Here is an 18,637-nt window from a genome sequence, read left to right as displayed (position 1 = left end):
TCTCTTTGAAAACACAGCGGTTTTGTTAATTGCGAAGCGGCTTGCCTTTGAGCAGCATGTGCTGCATGCGCGCTTGGCTTTTCGGTTCCCCGCATAAACTGAGGAACGCTTCGCGCTCCAATTCCAGCAAATAGGTCTCGTCAACTAACGTGCCTGCCGGCACCTCGCCTCCCGATAATATATGTGCAAGCTTCGTTCCGATGAGCGCGTCATGCTCGCTGATCATGCCGCCGCAGCGCATTTGATACACGCCCAGCTTTAGCGCCGAAAGCCCCGGTGCGCCCACGACGCGCGTACGCCGGGTTGAAGGCGGCACATATTCTTCCGCATCCAGCGCAAGCACCGTTCGTTTCGCCTCGTAAAGCTGCCGGTCCCGGCTGAACGAAATATTGTCGTTCGGGCGAAGGTAGCCGATTCGCTTGGCATCCGCTGCGCTTGTCGACACCTTGGCCAATCCGATCGTCTCGAAGACGCGGTTTACGAACGGCTGCAAATCAACTTTCCCGTCAAAATCGACCGCAGCGGTCGCTCGCACAAGCATTTCTTTCGTTCCGCCGCCTGCAGGTATGAGCCCGACGCCGGCTTCAACAAGACCCATGTAAGTTTCAGCCGAAGCCTGTACGCGGGCTGCGGGAATCGACAGCTCGACGCCTCCTCCCAAAGTCATGCCGTACGGAGCCGAAACAACCGGCCTCGCACTATATTTGATCGCCATCCCCGCCTGCTGGAAGCTCGCGATCATGCGTTCGATTTCCGTCCAATTGTCGTCCTGCGCTTCCATCAAAAGCAGCATCAAGTTCGCTCCGACACAAAAATGCTTGCCTTCGCTCGCAATGACTAATCCGCGGTAATTCCGTTCCGTCTCGGCAATCGAGTGGGAAACCATCTGCAAAATATCGGGACCGACCGCATTATTCGGCGAATGCAGCTCTAGACAGGCTACATCGTCGCCGATATCGATCAGGCTGGCGCCGTAGTTTTGGCGTATGATACGTTTGTCCTGCCCTTTCAGAACGCTTAACTGAATATGCGCTTGCGGGACGCTGCGCGGCTTTCTCTCGCCGTCGTCCCCCACGTATGTTCCCCGTTCGTAAAAAGAGGACATACCGTCCGCCAAACGCCGTTCTATCCAGTCCGGCAAACGTTCGCCTTCCGCCTTCATTCGCAAAGCCGTCTTCACAAAGCCGAGCTTATCCCAAAGTTCGAACGGCCCCCACTCCCAATTGAAGCCCCAACGCATGGCGTCGTCTACGCTTACAAGATCATCCGCAATGACCGGCATGACGGATGCGGCATACAGAAGCGTACGTTTGAGCACCGACCATACGAAGGCGGAGCCCGGGTCCAGCCCGCTTGTCATGGCCGCAAGCTTCTCCTCCGGCGTTTTGCCGTTCCTGGCTGTATCAAGACACGGGAAACGTTTTTTGTCCTTCGTGACGTAATTCATCGTCCCGGCATCCAACTGCAAAATTTCCTTGCTGCCGGTGACACCCTGAATCGCCTTATAGAAGCCTTGCCCCGATTTTTCCCCTAGCCAATTCCGCTGGATCAACGCATTGAAAAGCTCGGGGACAGCGAAAATCTCCCTTTCCTCATCGTCGATCGCATGATCGTACATATTCGAAGCAACATGTGCGAACGTATCGAGGCCGACGATGTCCAAGGTTCGGAACGTGGCGCTTTTGGGCCTTCCGATTGCCGTTCCGGTCAAAGCATCGACGGCGGATACGGACAAATCTCTAGCCGTCATTTCCTCCAGCGTCACCATTATGCCGTAGGTTCCGATTCGATTCGCAATGAAATTGGGACTGTCCTTTGCGATCACAATGCCTTTGCCGAGCCGCCGCTCCGCAAAATCGGCCAGCCGTTTTATCGTTTCCTTCGAGGTCGACGCCGATGGAATAAGCTCAAGTAGCTTCATATACCGGGGCGGGTTGAAAAAATGCGCGCCGAGAAAATACGGCTGAACCGAGCTCGGCAGCGTCTCAGCCAGTCGGTTGATCGACAACCCGGAGGTGTTGCTGCTAATAATGGTGCCGGCTTTCACATGCTGCGCAAGCTTTGCGAACAATGCCAGCTTGACGTCGAGCCGTTCGCTCACCGCCTCGATAATCCAATCGGCTTCTCCCGCGGCGTGAAGATGATCGGTAAAATTACCGGTCGCGATTCGTTCCAGATCGTCGGCATCGTAATATGGCAGCGGCTTCTGTTTAAGCAGCTGCAACTTGCCCGCTTGCGCCAGCCTGCTGCGTTGCGCCGAGCCCGCTTCCCGTTCCGGAGAATCGTCTGCTAGCCGGTCCAGCAAATAGACGTCTACGCCCGCCCCTGCCAAATTAGCGGCGATCTGCGCACCCATTACGCCGGCTCCAAGGACGACCGCCTTACGTATTGTCGGCTTCATGCCATCACCCTTTTCGCTGGAATTGTCATGTTTACAATCCGTTCGGCTTTACTCCTTCAAATCTTCATTTCGTTTCGGCTTGCCCGATTGCCCACTATCCGTTTCTTCCTGATGAATACGGGCCTTCGGTTCATCATCCCCTCCATTTTCTTTTCGTTTATCCGCGCTGTCGGACCCAGTTTGCCGAGCATTCCCTTCAGTCCCGTCCTGGAGATCGCCTTCATTCTTTTGCCCGGACGGCGTCCCGTTTTCCGATTCCTCAGGGATGCGTCCCTTCTCTTCGTCCGCCAAAACCCGCCGCAGCACTTTCCCGACGAAAGTTTTCGGCAATTCCTTGCGAAACTCATAAACGCGCGGTATTTTGTATGACGCCAGCCTAGCCCGGCAATACGCGTCAAGCTCGGCCTCATTCGTGTCAACCCCAGCTTTGCAGACGATGAACGCTTTAACGGTCTCGCCGCGATAGGCGTCCGATACGCCGATTACAGCGGCTTCCTGCACGGCAGGATGACCGAACAGCACCTCCTCTACCTCGCGCGGATACACCTTCAGTCCGCCGGCGTTGATCATATCCTTCTTCCGGTCGACAATATAGAAATATCCTTCCTCGTCCATATATCCGAGGTCGCCGGTGTACAGCCACCCGTCCTTCAGAACAGCCGACGTTTCCCGTTGATTGTTCCAGTAGCCCCGCATCACCTGCGGCCCCTTTACGATCATTTCCCCAACTTCGCCTGGAGGGAGCTCCTCGCCGGTCTTCGTTTCGACGATTTTGCACATCGTGTCCGGCCAAGGCAAGCCGATGCTGCCGTTTTTCCGTTTGCCCCAGATCGGGTTGACATGGGTAACGGGCGACGCTTCCGTCAATCCGAACCCTTCCACAAGCCGTCCGCCGGAAAGCTTCTCGAATTGCGTTTGTACGGATTGCGGCAGAGGCGCCGAACCGCTAATGCAGCATTGGATCGAAGACAATTTATAACTGCCGGCCTTGGGATGGTTGATTATGGCGATATACATGGTCGGCGCTCCCGGAAATACCGTCGGCTCCTGCGAGTGGATCAAGTCGAGCATCGGATCGATTTCGAAGCGAGGCAGCAGAACCAGTCTCGCGCCTATCAGCACGCCCAGGTTCATGCAAGCGGTCATCCCGTACACATGAAAAAGAGGAACGGCGGCCAGCACGCTTTCGCGCCCTTCTCTCAGCTTGTGCAGCCACGCTCGGCACTGCAAAGCGTTCGCAACCAAGTTATAATGCGTCAGCATGGCTCCCTTGGACGTCCCGGTAGTACCGCCGGTATACTGGAGCACCGCCACATCGTTAAGCGGATCGACAGGGGTTTCCATCGGCACGTTTGGCGAGGCGGACAAAAGCTTTGCAAAAAAATGCACGCGTTCACCTGGAGCATCGATTTGCGGCAAAGGGGTGCCCTTCCGCTTCTGGACAAACGGATACAGCATATTTTTTGGAAAAGGCAAAAAATCCTTGATGCTCGTAACGACGACTTGCTCCAAGGAAGGAACCGATCCTCTGACCGCCCGCAGCCTTGGATAAACCAGATCGAGGCAGACGATCGCCTTCGCGCCTGCGTCGTTCAAATGCCGTTCAAGCTCGCTTTCGACATACAACGGATTCGTTTGCACGATGACTGCGCCTACATACAATGCTCCGTAATAAGCGATAACGTATTGCGGACAGTTCGGCAGCATAAGCGCGACCCGGTCGCCTTTGCCGACGCCGAGCGAACGAAGCGCATTGGCGAATCGGAATGCCTCCTCGCGCAGCTTGCGATAAGTCATTTTTTTGCCGATAAAATAAAGCGCTTCGTTCGCCGGATATTTCTCCGCCGCTTCGTTCAGCAATGCTGTAAGCGGTTTGATCGGGTAATCAAGCTGCGGCTGGACTTCATGTTCGTAGAACGAATGCCAAGGTTCGTTACGCATGAATCGATCCACCTCCTGGCTGACTTTCTTCCCGTCTTCACTCGTTACCCGCCTGCTTGAAGACTGCGAATTTGCTGCGACAGCAGAGGCACGACCTCAAACAAATCGCCGACAATGCCATAGTCCGCCGCTTGGAATATCGGCGCTTCCGGATCTTTATTGACGGCGACGATTATTCTCGACCCCGACATGCCCGCCAGATGCTGAATCGCGCCGGAAATGCCGCAGGCGATATACAAATCGGGCGTCACCACCTTGCCGGTTTGCCCGATCTGCAGCGCATAGTCGCAATATCCGGCGTCGCACGCCCCGCGGGATGCGCCGACCGCGCCTCCGAGCGTTTCCGCCAGCTCCCTGAGAGGCGCAAAGCCCGCTTCGCTTTTGACGCCTCGGCCGCCGGATACGATCACCTTCGCTTCGCTTAAATCGACGCCTCCCGACGACTTGCGTATCGACTGCTTGATGACGGTCCGCAAATCGGCAAGCTTGACCGGAACATGAATGCGCTCAGGCGTCCGCGTAAAATCCGGATCGATCGGCGCAATATTGTTCGGCCGAATTGTCGCAAACATAATGCCGTCTGCGAACGTTCGCCGTTCGAAAGCTTTTCCCGCGTATATCGGCCTCGTGAATACCGCTCGCCCTTCAACCGCCGCAACTTGGATACAGTCGCTGATCATCCCGCATTGCAGCCTAGCAGCCGCTCTCGGCATCACATCCTTGCCCCGAGCCGAGTGCGGCGCCAGTACGGCATCGGGCGATACCGCGGCAATCAGCTGCAGCAGCGCTTGCGTAAAGCCGTCCGTCGAATACGCGGCGAGCGACGGGTCGGCCGCTTCATAGATGCGGTCCGCTCCATGTGCGGCAAGCAGCTCGGCCGTACCTTTCGGAGAAGGCCCTATGCATGCGGCGCCGACGTTACCGTCCGCACCCGCAATCGTTCTTGCCGCACTTAGCGCCTCGAGCGATACGCGGCGAACGGTTCCATCCTTTACCTCAGCCCATACGAGCACGTTTCTTCCCACGACTTCACCTCCCCCAAAAAGAAGTATAAGGAAACGGATTGCTTCGCTTACCGTTAGGAATGGTTCCGGCCAACAGCGGCATTTGCGTATAAATGGCGATTCCCCGAGAGATCGTCACCTCGCACTCTTTACAGAACCTTAGCCTCCTCGCGAAGCAATCGGATCAACTCGGCTGTTTGCGCGGCCATTTCCCCTTTCATGAGCCGGCCGGGCTGTTTGGGCGGGGGCAAAAACCGCTCGTTCGCTTCCGTTTTCGACAAAATCGCCGCCATTCCGATTTGTTCGGCGGTAAGCGTCTCGATCGTTTTTTTCTTCGCCTTCATGATGCCGGGAAGCGTCGGATAACGCGGCTCGTTCAAGCCTTGCTGCGCCGTAATTAGGAGCGGCAAGCCGGCGGCCACGACTTCCTCGTCTCCTTCCACATCGCAGCGTGCCGTAACGTCCTTGCCGGCGATCGTCAGCTCCGTCACCGCTGCGACATGCGGGATGCCCAGCAGCTCGGCAATGCGCGGCCCCCCTTGGGAAGCGCCATTGTCAACCGACATATGCCCGGCAAGGACAAGATCAAACGGTTTTCCCGATGCTGCCCGGGTACGTATAGCCGCAGCCAAAGCTTCCGCCACCGTATATTCGTCTCCTGCAACACGTTCGTCATTAATCAAAACCGCTTCATCCGCCCCGATCGCGAAGGCCGTCCGGATGGCCGCTTCCGCGCGCTGAGGACCGAGACAAATTACGGTGACGGTTCCGCCCAGTTTTTCCTTCAGACGAATGGCTTCCTCCAAAGCAAAATCGTCGTACGGGTTTACGACACGTTTTCCGTCATCCGGCTCGACCGTTCCCTCGCCCATAACGACTCGTTCTTCCGTATCCAGCGTTTGCTTGAGGCATACGACGATGTTCATAGATTCGTCCCTCCTCTACCGTATTCATCGGTTACTTATACTTGAACCAAGGTTGATCTACGGTTATTCCATTGTATGGGCGGCGGCATGTCCAACATTCTTCATTCCGAAACAATCCCTTTGGCGCGATTCGATTAAGCCCGCACATTCTTGAACGGCTTCACCGCCCAACAAGAAAAACCGCCCGGAAGTTCACTGGACGGTCATTTTATGTGCGCAGCATAACGTTTGTGCGTGGGGGAGGCAATGGGGATAGGCCTTCAACCGCTCTTGACTCTGATGCGGCAGGGGCAGGCCGGTCGTCTTTCTTTCATTCGAGCGGAAAGAACCCGGTTTGCCGGACTTGCTCGGCGATTACCGCATATCCGTTTCCGTTAGGATGAATGTGATCGATGTACAACAGCTCCTCCTCGCGCCCTTCGAACGCCTCGAATACGTTCGCAACGCGTATATTCCGGTCTTCGAACTTCATAAGCTGCCTGTTGAATTGCTGGATCCAGAAAGCCGCAACCGGCACCATCGGAATCGGATTGTACAGGTTGACCAGCCTGATCATATAAGGGCTTCTCGCATGACGCTTAAGCAGCTTCAGCTCGGCAATGAGGCGTTTATATACGGAGTTGTATTGCCGTAAAGCCGACTTGAGCTCATCGGAACGCCCGTCGTACAAAAACGATTTAGCGGCCGCAAGCAAATCGTTGCCGCCCGCCGTAACCGTGATCAGTTGCGATTTGACGATTTGCTCGCGCACACTGCGGTCCGTCTCAATCAACTGGATGATTTCATCCGACTTCGCCCCTACGACTCCGACATTCACAACCGCGACCCTTCGGCCAAGCCGCTCCTCGGCCATCGCTGCGAAGCGCGGAATGAAGCCTTGACCGGCGGATGCACCATACCCGACCGTCAGCGAGTCCCCGATGGCGATATAATGCAGCGCTTTCTTCATCAGTACCAGCTCCCGTTTCACGAATTACTTCATCGTATTCAACAAGGGGCCGATTGGGTATTCGCCCAGAACGTTTTTTTTCGTATCATCGAAAAATATGTCCGAAGCCTTGCACCGCAAGACCCCGATTAATAGATTGCAATTCCGATAGCCTCGGTATATGATTTCATTTTGAAGCGGCACGCTAAAAAATAAGGCTTCAATCCTCACATCCTACTCAACTTGAATTGAAGGAGCCGTCGACCATGTGGAATACCTTGAAGCCGCTTCTGACGTTCTCGCCCGGCGTCAGCCGCTTTATTATGACAGAAACGCTGCTAGGCCTAGGCGTCGGCATTTTTCAGCTGGTATTGAACCTGCATCTGCTCGAAATGAAGCTGGACGAAGTGCAGATCGGCGAAATCACCTCGGTCGGCGCTTTATTGATGGGACTCATTTCAATACCGGCAGGCTTGCTTGCAGGCTGGGCCGGCCGTAAACGAATGCTTGTGCTTGGCATTTTTTTAATGGCGATAGGTTATGCGGGATTCGGGGCCGGAGAGACCGTACCGGTTTTTTACGCTTCGCAAATTATTCTGACCGTCGGCCTTACGTTGCTGGTTACCTCGGAGATTCAATTACTCTATCAATACAGCCGATCGCAAAAGGAAGAAACGCGCGCATTCAGCATGCTGTTCGCCGTGTTTACGCTATTCGTCGGAGTCGGCACGCTGCTCGGCGGTTATTTGCCCAAATGGCTTGGAGGCAGCACGTCCATCTATCAATGGACGTTATACATCGCGGCTGCCATGCATGTGCTTGGCGCTTTATTTCGCGGCTTGCTGCTTCCTCCCGAGCCGAAGCCGGAGCCCGGTAGGAAAGCTGCGGGAAAACATGCCGAAACGGCTTCCCGCAAAAGCAAGCTGCCCAGCCGGACCGTGTGGGTGCTCGCCTTGTTTACGCTCCTGACCGGCGCAGCATTCGGCTTAACCGGACCGTATTTAAACGTGATCGTCAAATTCCGCTTGGAATGGCAGGATACGACCGTATCATTATTGCTGATGGCGGCCGGTTTCTTTACCTTCGCGGGCTCGCTGATCATGCCGGCCCTCCTTGAACGTGCCGGAGTAAGCTACGCTTACAACATCGTCTATATCTGCAATGTCGTGCTGACGATACTATTGTCCTTCGCATTTCCCGTATTCCTATTCTGCATGGTCTTGCTGGTCAGAGGCGGGGGATTTACGCTGCTCACCAATATGACGGAAAGCCAAGCCATGTCATGCGTGGACGAACGGGAGCGGAACATGTTCGCAGGCATGCGCACCGTATTCCGGAGCATGGGCACATCCGCAGCCTCCTACGCGACCGGCATCATCCTGGCGGCCAAAAATTATACCCTGCCCTTCCTGCTTACGGCAATTGTCATATCCGTCAGTTATGTATATTTTCTGGTTTGGGTACGGCCGTTATTTACGGAAAATATGAAGAAAACGGAAACAACCCGCTGACTGACGATTCCTGCAGGCGGATTCACACAGAAGAAAACAACGAGCCCCGCTCCGCTGAGGCTCGTTGTCTCGCGTCAATCTCTTCGTCTATCGATGCTAAAGAACGAATTCTTATAAAAGCTCTTGCCCGAGTCCTTTCTGCCGCGCCAATCCGGCGTAGTGGCTTCCCATCGCGATATCGAACACGGACAATCCCATCGGACAAAACAAAACCGGTTCATCCGGTCCCCATTCCGCCATCGCCCTTCGGCAGACGACGTCGGCAATGGAACGCGTTTGCGCTTTCGAGAGCCCGTATTCCTTATGCAGCAGCTCGATATCCGTTTGCTCGCGGCAAACTTCCTCCCAGTCGTCCACGATAATTGCCCGCACCGTATTTAACGCCTCCGGCACGTAATCCCGCAAAGAGACGTGCAGCAGCAGCGCGCCAGGTTTCGGCGGCCGCGTAATGTACCGCGATGAAGCAACCGTACAGGTCACGATGACATCGGCCTGCTCGTAAGCTTCCTGCCAGGTATCCGCAATAAACACCTTGGGTCCGAAATCGGCTTCGATGGAGCCTTTGTTCAACCGCTTCACATCATGCAGCAAAATCTTCTGAATGCGATCTCCGAAACATGACGTCATCATTTGAAAATGCGCCTGGCCGATCGGCCCCCAGCCGATGATGGCTAAATTGAAAAGCTTGGTGTACCGGGAGCTTGCGGCCGATTCCATAACGAGTCCGCTCACCGCTGCGGTCCGCAGTACGCTTAATCGCGGCGTATTGATGACGGATACGGGCACGCCCGTATCCGCATCGTTCAGAACGACGACGCTGTGGGCGCGCGGCAGCCCGCGCTTCAGGTTTTCGGGAAAGCTGGCGATCCATTTGATGCCGGCCGATTCGAACGGACCGCCGACGAAAGCAGGCATCGCAATAATCCGGTTTTTCGGATTCCTGTAGCGCAGATAGGGTTTAAGCGGCTGAGCGAAATCTCCCTTGTCCACGCAATATACGGCTTGCCGAATAACGTCTATCAAAGCGGACCAATCCGTACGGATTGCCGCGATATGCTCATCGTTCAAATAAAGCACGCTTTTCCCCTCCAGCATCGAATAGCGGCTGTTTTGACATTACGCAAGCCGGCCGGGCCGTTATAGGGAGACGTCCCCTAACTTGCTGCTCACCCACTCGTTCGAATATACCGTGTCCAAGTAACGTTCTCCTCGGTCCGGCAAAATGAGAACGACGTTAGAGCCCGGCTCTATACGATCGCTCATCCGCTGCAAAGCCGCAACGACCGCCCCCGACGACCCTCCAGCCAAAATCGACTCGCTTCGTATGAGGGCGCGGCAGCCTCGCACGCATTCGAGATCGGTCACGTGCATAATATGATCGATCAGCTCGAGCCGCAGCTGCTTCGGCACGAAGCCTGCGCCGAGCCCGGGAAGCAATCTGTTACCATTAGGCCCTCCAAAAATCGCGCTGCCGACGGCATCGACACCGACAATCTGCGTAGGCAGCCCAAAATCGCGCACATATTCTGCACATCCTCGTATTGTGCCGCATGTACTGACAGCGCAAAACAAGTAATCGACAGGCGACAGCACGGCGTCGATTTCCTTCATCGTCGTATTGTAATGACTGCGTGCATTATGCTCGTTCTCATATTGATTCGGCCAGTAGCTGTTCTCGATGTTTCGTAGCAGCCGCTTTACCCGGTCGATCCGTGCAGGCAGAAACTCGCCCGTGGCCGGATCGGGTTCGCTCACGTATTCGATCCGCGCACCGTAGGCTTCGATAATTCGCCGGTTTTGCGCGGTCGTTTTCGGATCGATGACGCAAATAAGCGGCAGTTTGATATACGAGCATATTTTCGCCAAGCTTATCGCCATGTTGCCCGAGCTCGATTCCACGATCACCGTTCCGGCCCGGATGCGTCCGCTCTCCAAGCCGTGACGGATCATTCGAAGCGCCGGCCGGTCCTTCGAGCTGCCTCCCGGATTCATCAGCTCAAGCTTGCCGTACACCGTGAACGGGAATGCCTCGCTAAGCTTCGCCAGCCGTACAAGCGGCGTATTGCCGATCGCGGATAATATGCCTTCATTCAAAATCATTCCGCTTCCGCCTCTCTGCAAGTACTGTCTATATAAGTGGAACCTTATGAATGAAAGTCCGCTGTAAGGCATTCCCTTTCTCCATTTTTACATAGATCCCGGCTCCTCGAAGCGAAGTTTTTTTTCCTTGATGCCTTTCCGCTCACCGGGCTCGCCGTACGGAGACGCGTTGACCCCTATATCTTCGAGCAGCCCGTTCCGGATCATAAGGCCGATTTCCGGAATTTGCTCCCGGATTCCCTCCTTTATCGCCTGGAGCGACTCCCCGGTAGCAAATGCGCTGCTCACCGTAACTTGAAGCTTATTTCCCGATACGCTGACGCGAACGATCGCATCGGGCAAAATGGCGCCGACGACTTCCTCGATATCGTAAATGCTCATTTTTTCCCCGTGTTTGAATTCCGTCCCTACTCGCTTCACGATACTTTCAAAGCTGGCGGCTCCCGAACCGTCCTCCGGAGCCGGCCGAAAGCCGCGCACAACATCGTAAGTGACATATCGAAGCGCCGGAAAAAGTTTGCGGTTCAACGAGGTCAGCACAAGAACGGCTTCGTCCTCGCGAAGCGGCTCGATCGATAGACCGAGCTCCCGAGGCTGCACCGTTTCGGCTATGATATTATCTTCAAGTAAATAGCGTCCGTGTGTATGCGAAAAATAAGCCATCGTCCCGAGCTCGATCGAGCCGTACGTGTCCGTTATATCCTCCTTGGACAATCCGAAGGCAGCCGCTATGTTGGCAATCCATCTAACGCTTGCGATTTCGCCGACCAGTATGATTTTACGTATGCCGTAAACCTTCGGATCCGCGGAGCCCTGTACGATTCGTTCCAAAATGGAGGGCATCGTATAAAGCAGCTCCGGCCGATACGTCGACAACATTTCGATATGCTTCTCAAGCGGCTGCTCGAACGGAATGATCCGGCAATCGATGCCGAGCGCGGCAAAAACCGCGTCCGCCGTGCTTGCCGCATGGCCGGTCCCCATATCGGAAACAGCCTTCGTAATGACGGCTCCTTTAATAATCTCAGCAAAAAGCATTTGTTTGAGCGATACGTAGTAATCGTCATCCTCGATCGAATACAAAATGGTCTTTCGTCCTTTGGCGCTCGTACCCGAAGTCCGGTATACCGATATACCGGGATCTTCCGGAGTCTGCTGCCGATAATACCGCTTTTCCAGCAATGGCGCCGTCAATAGCGGAAGCTCGGCTAACGAGCGGATCGATTTCCCCTTCGTCAGCTCCTTGTACCACGGGTACATCCTTTCAACCTCACGCCATTTATGCTCCCATCGGTTCGCAGCCTGCATGTTTCGCCCCTCTCCAGCTCACGTTTGCCATGTTCATCCATCCTGCAACCTCTTAGAATTTATGCGAACGCCAACCGAAAAGAACCGCAGCAGCAGCCCGTTTGTCGACATACCAGGTTGAAATGGGCCTCCCGTTCCGGCTTCATCCGGTTAACTTCCGCGCTTCGTTAGGCAGTCACGCATGCAATCGATGGCATGTCATCATACGATATGCTGAAGCCGTCCGCGGACTGGAATTGGAGGGGGAACCTTGGTGGCCAAAGATTTAAGACGCAACGACCCGAACAAATGGCGGAAAACGGAGGTTATGCTCCGTCATCCCGTACTTCGCGACTATATCCCCGAAACGAAAAAACTGACACGCACATCGCTCGCTTACATGCTGAACAAATACAAATCGGTATACGTCAAGCCGGAGGTAGGCACCGGCGGACAAGGCGTCATGCGGCTAGAGAAAAAAGGAGCGCGGAGCTACTACTGCCACGCCGGGCTTGACAAACGGAGCTTAACCACATTCAACGCATTGATTTCGTTCTTAAAGTCCCGAATAAACGGCAAGCCGTATTTGGCTCAACGCGGCATCGAGCTGTTGAAATACGGTAAAAATCCGCTGGACGTGCGCGTCATGATTCAAATGAATCCGCGCGGACAATGGGAAGCGACCGGCTTGATCTGCCGCGTCGCGCAGCCGGGTAAAATCGTCACCAACCGTTCGAACGGCGGGACGGTCATGACAGTCAGACAAGCGCTGAGCCGTTATGCGAAGGGCAAGAAGCTTCGGGAGCTGAACGATAAAATGAACCGGGCCGGTTTGCTGACCGTCAAACAATTGTCGACGCAATATCCGAACATAAAGGAAAGCGGACTGGACATCGGATTGGACGCCGGCTTGAAGCCATGGATATTGGAAGTCAACATGAGTCCCGTCTCCAAAATGTTTCGCGAGCTCAAGGACAAACGAATCGTGCGCAAAATTATGCGTTATTCCTTGGCTTACGGACGCAAGCTTACTTACAATATTTATCCCGAACAAGACAACAAACCGGCGGCTAAAGTAAAAAGGGCGGGACGCGGCAACCCGGCAGTGCGGCGTAAAGCTGTCAGACGGAGATGAACCGGCTTCGAGTTTTGCCCGAAAAAAACAACCCCTTGCCGCAGCCAAGAGCGGTCAAGGGGTTGTTGCGTTTGGATACGATCAGAACACCTTCTGATCCGGATATTTATTGCGGATTGCCAGTACCTCGTCCATACTTCCGAGAAACAGATCGACGAGCACCGGGTCGAAATGCTCGCCGCGTTCGCTTCTGAGCAGCTCGATGATCCTGTCCAGCTCCCAAGCTTTCTTGTAAACTCTTTCGCTGCCGAGTGCGTCGAATACGTCTGCGATCGCCGTAATTCTGCCGTAAATATGGATGTCGTCGCCTTTGAGCCCGTTCGGGTAACCCTTGCCGTTAAATTTCTCATGATGCTGAAAAGCGATCGTAGCGGCCGCATTGAGCAGACGAGTATTGGAATGCTTCAGCATGCTGTAGCCTAGACCGGCGTGATTTTTCATCGTGTCGAATTCGTCATCGGTCAGCTTGCCGGGCTTATTTAAAATGGAATCAGGAATACCGACTTTCCCTACGTCATGAAGAGGGGAAGCGAGCCGAATGATCTCCGCTTCTTCCTCGGACAGCCCGTATTTGAGCGCAAGCAGCTTGGAATACTCCGCCACCCTTTTGACGTGGTAACCCGTCTCCTTCGAACGCGTCTCCGTAATTTCGCCCATCGTAAAAATGATTTCCTTCTGCGTATGCTCCACTTCTTCGTTTAGGTAAATATTCTCGAACGCGACCGAAACGTTTGCGCAATAAATTTCGATCAAATACCGATCCCATTCGTTAAGCGCCTTTCGGCCGCTTAAATAAATGACATTCTCGGAGCCCGTCTTGCTCTGGAAGTAATATACGAAATGGCTGTCGAAAAACTTGCTCCGCTTCTCGCGGAAAGCATCTTCGATCTCTTTCAAAATCGTGATAGGCACAACATCGCTTACCCTGTCGTACTCTTTGGACGAATAATCGCCGGTAGCCGCCAGTATGTAGATTTCGCTGTCTTCCTTCGTGACGGCAAGACTGCAGTGCAACGCGTTTTTATTCAGATTGATAATGGAGGTCAGCTGGGTCAGAACACCTCTTGCAAATTTACGCATCGATTGCAGCTCGAAAATCGTGGCGGACGACTTGATGATTTCCTCCAAGCCGTTCTTGTTTTTCTCGATCACCTTCATGTCCCGAAACGTCCGAAGCGAAGAAACGACTGTCGTAAACAGCTTCTGGGACGTAAGCTCCGTCTTTTCCTTGTAATCGTTGATGTCATAATCCATGATGATCGTTTTTTCCGGCGCTTGTCCGGGTTGACCCGTGCGCAATATGACGCGGATCGTCTGATTTTTCAGCTCTTCGCGGATAAAACGGACGAGCTTGAGTCCCGAATCCTCTTCTTCCATCACGACGTCCAGCAGGACGAGCGCAGCATCCGGGTGTTCCATAAACAGCTTCTTGGCGTCAGCCGCCGTATATGCGCTATGGAATGCAAGCGTCTTGCCGGCAAACTCGAAATCGCTGAGAACAAGCTTCGTTACACGGTGTATTTCCTGTTCGTCGTCGACGATGATGACTTTCCAGACATCCTTGCCTAATGCGTCTCCTTCTTCTTCGGATCCTACGCCCTCATCCGCAAAAATAAGCTCGTCTTCTCCATCGGCAAACCGGAATTGATCGCGATTCGCCTCTTGTACCGTCTGATTGCTGGTCATATTTGATAATCCCCCTGATCCGGAATGTCGATGATGAAAGAAGTTCCCTTGCCGAGCTCGCTTTCGCAGCGGATCGTGCCGCCGAACGTTTGCGTGACGATATTATAAACGACATTCATGCCCAGCCCGGTTCCCCCGCCTCCGCGGTTCGTCGTGAAGAACGGATCGAAAATTTTGCCTGCCGTCTCCGCCGACATCCCTTTCCCGTCATCGGAATAACTGATTCTGAGAAGTCCCTCGAGCTTTTGGATGTCGATCCGGATAGTCCCTATCTGATCCGGCTCATAAGCATGAATCGTCGAATTCATGACAAGATTCGTAACGATTTGCGAGATGGCCCCCGGATAGCCGTCGACCTCGAAATCGCCTTGCGGACAAACTACGGTAACGCACAGTTTCGTTTTTTTCAAACGGGGATTCAAGCTGAGGAGCACTTCCTCGATATAGCTTTTCAGCTTGAATCTTCTTTTGGCTTCGCTGGACTGGTCGACGGACACCTGCTTAAAGCTGCGGATCAGCTCGGAGGCACGCAGCAAGTTGCTCATAATGATCGAAGTCGTTTCGTCCGCCGTTTGCAGATAAGCGTCGAGATCCGATTTTTTCATTTTGTTCTGGGCATAAAGCGAAATGATATCCTTCGTGCGTTGATCCATATATGAGATGGCGGTAACGCCGATGCCGAGCGGCGTATTGATTTCATGGGCGATTCCTGCAACGAGACCGCCGAGTGCCACCATTTTCTCGGATTGGACGAGCTGCTTTTGTGTGGTTTGCAGCGTCTCAAGCGCATTTTGCAGCTGTTCGTAACGGTCGTCCAGGTTTTCCACCATATCGTTGAAGGCTGCCGCCACTTCGTTGATTTCAAGGCTCGCATTCAAATCGAGATGATTGTAATCTTGCCCTTGTTTAACGGCGGAAGCGGCATGCCGCAATCGCAAGAGCGGGCGAATGAGCAGCTTCCGGATCATGAACAGAAGCAGAATCAGCATGACAATGCCAATCGAAAGGCAAACCCATGAGATCATTCGTATTTGCGATGCGATAAGCGACGTTTCCTCCGAAGTATTCAAAAGCAGAACGATCGCGCCGACCGTCGTCCCATCCTCTTTAAGCGGCGCTACAAGCTGGGCCTTCGGTATTCCGTCTGCATCATGCGTCAAGCGGGTAACGAGTGATTTATCCGTACGCGCTTGCTCCAGAATCGCACGTGTGGATTCCATTCCGATTTTGGCGCGGTCCGTCGAAGCCAGAACGCTTCCTTCCATACCGTGCAGCGTCAGCTCGATGACTTTTTTGTTCTTGTATTGGATGTAATCGAATATTTGCTGAACGTCCTGGAGCACATGCGATTCTTCGTACCGTCCGTTGATCGCGATGGTCATGCCCTGCAGCTGGCCGTTATACGTTTCTTCGACGGACTGCCGCAGTGCGTGCGTCGTGAACCAAATGACGCTCGCCATCATCAAGATCGTGATCGCGCTCGTCAAGATGATGATTTTGTTGCCGAGACTGATTTTCGTTATGATCGATTTCATCCTTCACCCCGCGCCGTCATGCAAATCGTCCAAGCTTTATGCAGCCTCATTTTATTTCGAAGCTGACCGTTTCCGTTACGTCATAGGGGGTGTGATCGTTATTATGCAGCGATACCTTCAGCTCATGTTTGCCCGGAACCAAGTCCGTGTATGTTTTCTTTATTTCATCCATCGAAACCTTTTCCCCGCCGTCCAAATATGTATGAATATGACCTTCCCCCACCTTGCGCGCTCCTCCGTAATTTTCTTTGGATATACGGAGATCGGTTTGTACGGTCATCGTGGCCTGAGTGCCTTCAACCTTTACCGATACGCTCAATGTAGGCTTTTGGTCCTGCATCGGAACGCTCGCCTTCTTGCTTGTCCCGCATGCGCTCAACACTATGCTGCAAACCACAATCGTAGCCGCTAACCGCTTCATCGAATGCCCCCTATGAGATCGTGCTTTTCTCCTAATCTTACAAAATGTAACATCGCTCGACAATAGCGAATATTCATTTTTTTCCACGGTTTACGTTAGTCCAAAAAACGTTTCCGCAGCTCGGGAGTAGGCATCATGCAGGCGTCCGACTTGCCGAACCAGCGATAGCGATTACGAGCCACCGCTCCGTAAACAGCATCGCGTATAAACCGCGGCACGACGATACCCGCATAAGCGAGCGGCCATAGGTCATTTAACCTACGGCATACGAGCAATGCAGCCGTCGATCGGGTCCAGCAGCGTTCGCCTTCCGCCAGTACGAACGTGTCGAGCTGCCCCGGCTGCAGGCCGTGTTTTTCAAGAATCCGCCGTCCGGTCTCGGATTGCAGAGCGGCAAACCGGAATCGTTCTTTGTGATCTCGCTTGACGACAAAACGAACGACGGCCGCGCAAAAATTGCAAACCCCGTCATATAATATGACCGGCGGCTCATCCTGTCCCGGCATTGCCATATCGCTCCCTCCGTCCATCGATCATTTACTGAAAATTATGACATACAAGCGCTGTCGAAACAATGGCATACACGCCAAGATTTGGACGCTTCGTTACAGCCGTGTTACAAGAAGATAACATTTCGGCACGCTTATTGACGCCCTGCTTCCATCGACATACTATAAAGGTAAGCAACTTACATGAAGTAGATTCCTTTCCCGTTCTGCCAACATCAACCTACATCACAAGGAGGGATTCGGATGAAAACCGTTACGTTTAATCCTTTGCTCCGCCAATTTGAAAACGCTGTCAAAATCGGGGCGCGCGCGAAAATCCGGCTGCCGAAATGGGTTACGGCAGTTGCCATTCTATTACTGGCGCCGATTCTCGCCTTTCACGGATATATTGCCTGGACGTTAGGCAGACCCGTTATCGCGCCTCTGATGTCCAACCCGCTCGAAGCAATCGGGGTTGATTATGAAGACGTCACCTTCCCTAGTGTCAACGGGCGAAGTATTCTGAACGGATGGTACATCCCCGGTGATTCCGCGCAAACCGTCGTTTTCTCTCATGGCTACGGAGCCAACCGGGAAGAATCGTGGGTGCCGATGTATGAATTGGCCAACGCGCTGCATCAGCTGCAGTATAACGTCCTTATGTTCGATTACGGATTCGTACAACCGGGCCGCGTCGTTACCGGCGGCATCCAGGAGACGCAGGAGCTGCTCGGCGCCATACAGCTTGCCAAGCATAAAGGTGCGGAGAATGTGTTCGTTTGGGGGTTCTCCATGGGGGCGGGCACCGCGCTGCAGGCCGCACTGGTTACGAAGGAAATAAGCGGGATGATACTGGACAGCACGTATTTGCTCGATCCCGATACGCTTTATATGAACGTTAAGCAGCAAATCGACCTTCCACGTTTTCCGTCTCTGGCCTTGATCCGCTTCTTCTTTCCTATCTTCAACGGCGTCAGTCTCAGTCAAGTGCCGACTCATGATGTCAAGACGACGCATTATGAGCTTCCGATTTATTTGATTCACAGTAAAAAGGACAGTAAAGCGGATTACAGGCTGATCGAGGCGTTATATGAAAATCAGCCCGATAACGGCAACACCAAGTTCTGGCTGGTATCCAACAGCAAACACGAGCTCATCTACCGAGCCCACAAGAAAGAATATATGCGACGCGCGACGACATTTTTACAAAGCATAACGCAGGGAGCCCGCTGAACCGGCAGGCTCCCTTTTTTTTGTTTCCAAATCATATTGGA

At 53.7% G+C, this 18,637-nt stretch carries 15 protein-coding genes; 3 read left to right on the top strand and 12 right to left on the bottom strand.

The annotated features are described in order from the left end of the window. Nucleotides 1–25: 25 nt before the first annotated feature. From DQG23_RS14070 to DQG23_RS14050, 5 genes are all read right to left on the bottom strand, one after another. Entirely contained in the window at nucleotides 26–2,401 is a 2,376-nt protein-coding gene (locus tag DQG23_RS14070; protein ID WP_113031496.1) for a 3-hydroxyacyl-CoA dehydrogenase/enoyl-CoA hydratase family protein, read from the bottom strand. A 48-nt stretch (nucleotides 2,402–2,449) separates the two neighbouring features. Further along, a complete protein-coding gene (locus tag DQG23_RS14065) occupies nucleotides 2,450–4,342 on the bottom strand; it encodes an AMP-binding protein (protein ID WP_113031495.1) in 1,893 nt (630 codons plus the stop codon). Between the two features lie 44 nt (nucleotides 4,343–4,386). Continuing rightward, entirely contained in the window at nucleotides 4,387–5,367 is a 981-nt protein-coding gene (locus tag DQG23_RS14060; RefSeq protein ID WP_113031494.1) for an electron transfer flavoprotein subunit alpha/FixB family protein, read from the bottom strand. A gap of 128 nt (nucleotides 5,368–5,495) precedes the next feature. Beyond that, nucleotides 5,496–6,272, bottom strand: coding sequence for an electron transfer flavoprotein subunit beta/FixA family protein (locus DQG23_RS14055; protein ID WP_113031493.1), 777 nt, complete (start codon nucleotides 6,270–6,272; stop codon nucleotides 5,496–5,498). 310 nt (nucleotides 6,273–6,582) lie between these two features. Beyond that, nucleotides 6,583–7,221: a GDSL-type esterase/lipase family protein gene (locus DQG23_RS14050; protein WP_113031492.1), complete on the bottom strand. Its 639-nt coding sequence runs from the start codon at nucleotides 7,219–7,221 to the stop codon at nucleotides 6,583–6,585. A 245-nt stretch (nucleotides 7,222–7,466) separates the two neighbouring features. Between DQG23_RS14050 and DQG23_RS14045 the strand changes: the two genes are divergently transcribed. Then, nucleotides 7,467–8,711, top strand: a complete 1,245-nt coding sequence (locus DQG23_RS14045; protein ID WP_113031491.1) for an MFS transporter — start codon at nucleotides 7,467–7,469, stop codon at nucleotides 8,709–8,711. A gap of 111 nt (nucleotides 8,712–8,822) precedes the next feature. Here the strand turns inward: DQG23_RS14045 and DQG23_RS14040 are convergent, their stop codons facing one another. From DQG23_RS14040 to DQG23_RS14030, 3 genes are all read right to left on the bottom strand, one after another. Beyond that, nucleotides 8,823–9,788, bottom strand: a complete 966-nt coding sequence (locus tag DQG23_RS14040) for a 2,3-diaminopropionate biosynthesis protein SbnB (RefSeq protein WP_238177888.1) — start codon at nucleotides 9,786–9,788, stop codon at nucleotides 8,823–8,825. A 60-nt stretch (nucleotides 9,789–9,848) separates the two neighbouring features. Next, a complete protein-coding gene (gene sbnA, locus DQG23_RS14035) occupies nucleotides 9,849–10,811 on the bottom strand; it encodes a 2,3-diaminopropionate biosynthesis protein SbnA (protein WP_113031489.1) in 963 nt (320 codons plus the stop codon). 87 nt (nucleotides 10,812–10,898) lie between these two features. Beyond that, entirely contained in the window at nucleotides 10,899–12,119 is a 1,221-nt protein-coding gene (locus DQG23_RS14030) for a phenylacetate--CoA ligase family protein (RefSeq protein ID WP_113031488.1), read from the bottom strand. Between the two features lie 253 nt (nucleotides 12,120–12,372). Between DQG23_RS14030 and DQG23_RS14025 the strand changes: the two genes are divergently transcribed. Then, entirely contained in the window at nucleotides 12,373–13,233 is an 861-nt protein-coding gene (locus DQG23_RS14025) for a YheC/YheD family protein (protein ID WP_146762306.1), read from the top strand. 81 nt (nucleotides 13,234–13,314) lie between these two features. Here DQG23_RS14025 and DQG23_RS14020 read toward each other — a convergent pair whose 3' ends face one another. The 4 genes from DQG23_RS14020 to DQG23_RS14005 form a co-directional block, all read right to left on the bottom strand. Then, a complete protein-coding gene (locus tag DQG23_RS14020) occupies nucleotides 13,315–14,919 on the bottom strand; it encodes a DUF3369 domain-containing protein (protein ID WP_113031486.1) in 1,605 nt (534 codons plus the stop codon). Then, on the bottom strand, nucleotides 14,916–16,454 hold the full coding sequence (locus DQG23_RS14015) for a sensor histidine kinase (protein WP_113031485.1): 1,539 nt from the start codon (nucleotides 16,452–16,454) through the stop codon (nucleotides 14,916–14,918). Before DQG23_RS14015 ends, DQG23_RS14020 begins: the two co-directional genes overlap by 4 nt. Nucleotides 16,455–16,500: 46 nt before the next feature. Then, nucleotides 16,501–16,875, bottom strand: a complete 375-nt coding sequence (locus DQG23_RS14010) for a hypothetical protein (protein WP_113031484.1) — start codon at nucleotides 16,873–16,875, stop codon at nucleotides 16,501–16,503. Nucleotides 16,876–16,970: 95 nt separating this feature from the next. Continuing rightward, nucleotides 16,971–17,387, bottom strand: coding sequence for a thiol-disulfide oxidoreductase DCC family protein (locus tag DQG23_RS14005; RefSeq protein WP_113031483.1), 417 nt, complete (start codon nucleotides 17,385–17,387; stop codon nucleotides 16,971–16,973). 240 nt (nucleotides 17,388–17,627) lie between these two features. On the opposite strand from DQG23_RS14005, the gene DQG23_RS14000 reads away from it, so the two are divergent. Continuing rightward, entirely contained in the window at nucleotides 17,628–18,596 is a 969-nt protein-coding gene (locus tag DQG23_RS14000) for an alpha/beta hydrolase (protein WP_113031482.1), read from the top strand. Nucleotides 18,597–18,637 lie beyond the last annotated feature (41 nt).

It is taken from the genome of Paenibacillus contaminans, from assembly GCF_003285015.1.
In the GTDB taxonomy this organism is placed as follows: domain Bacteria; phylum Bacillota; class Bacilli; order Paenibacillales; family NBRC-103111; genus Paenibacillus_V; species Paenibacillus_V contaminans.
This window is presented reverse-complemented; position numbering and strand designations above follow the sequence as displayed.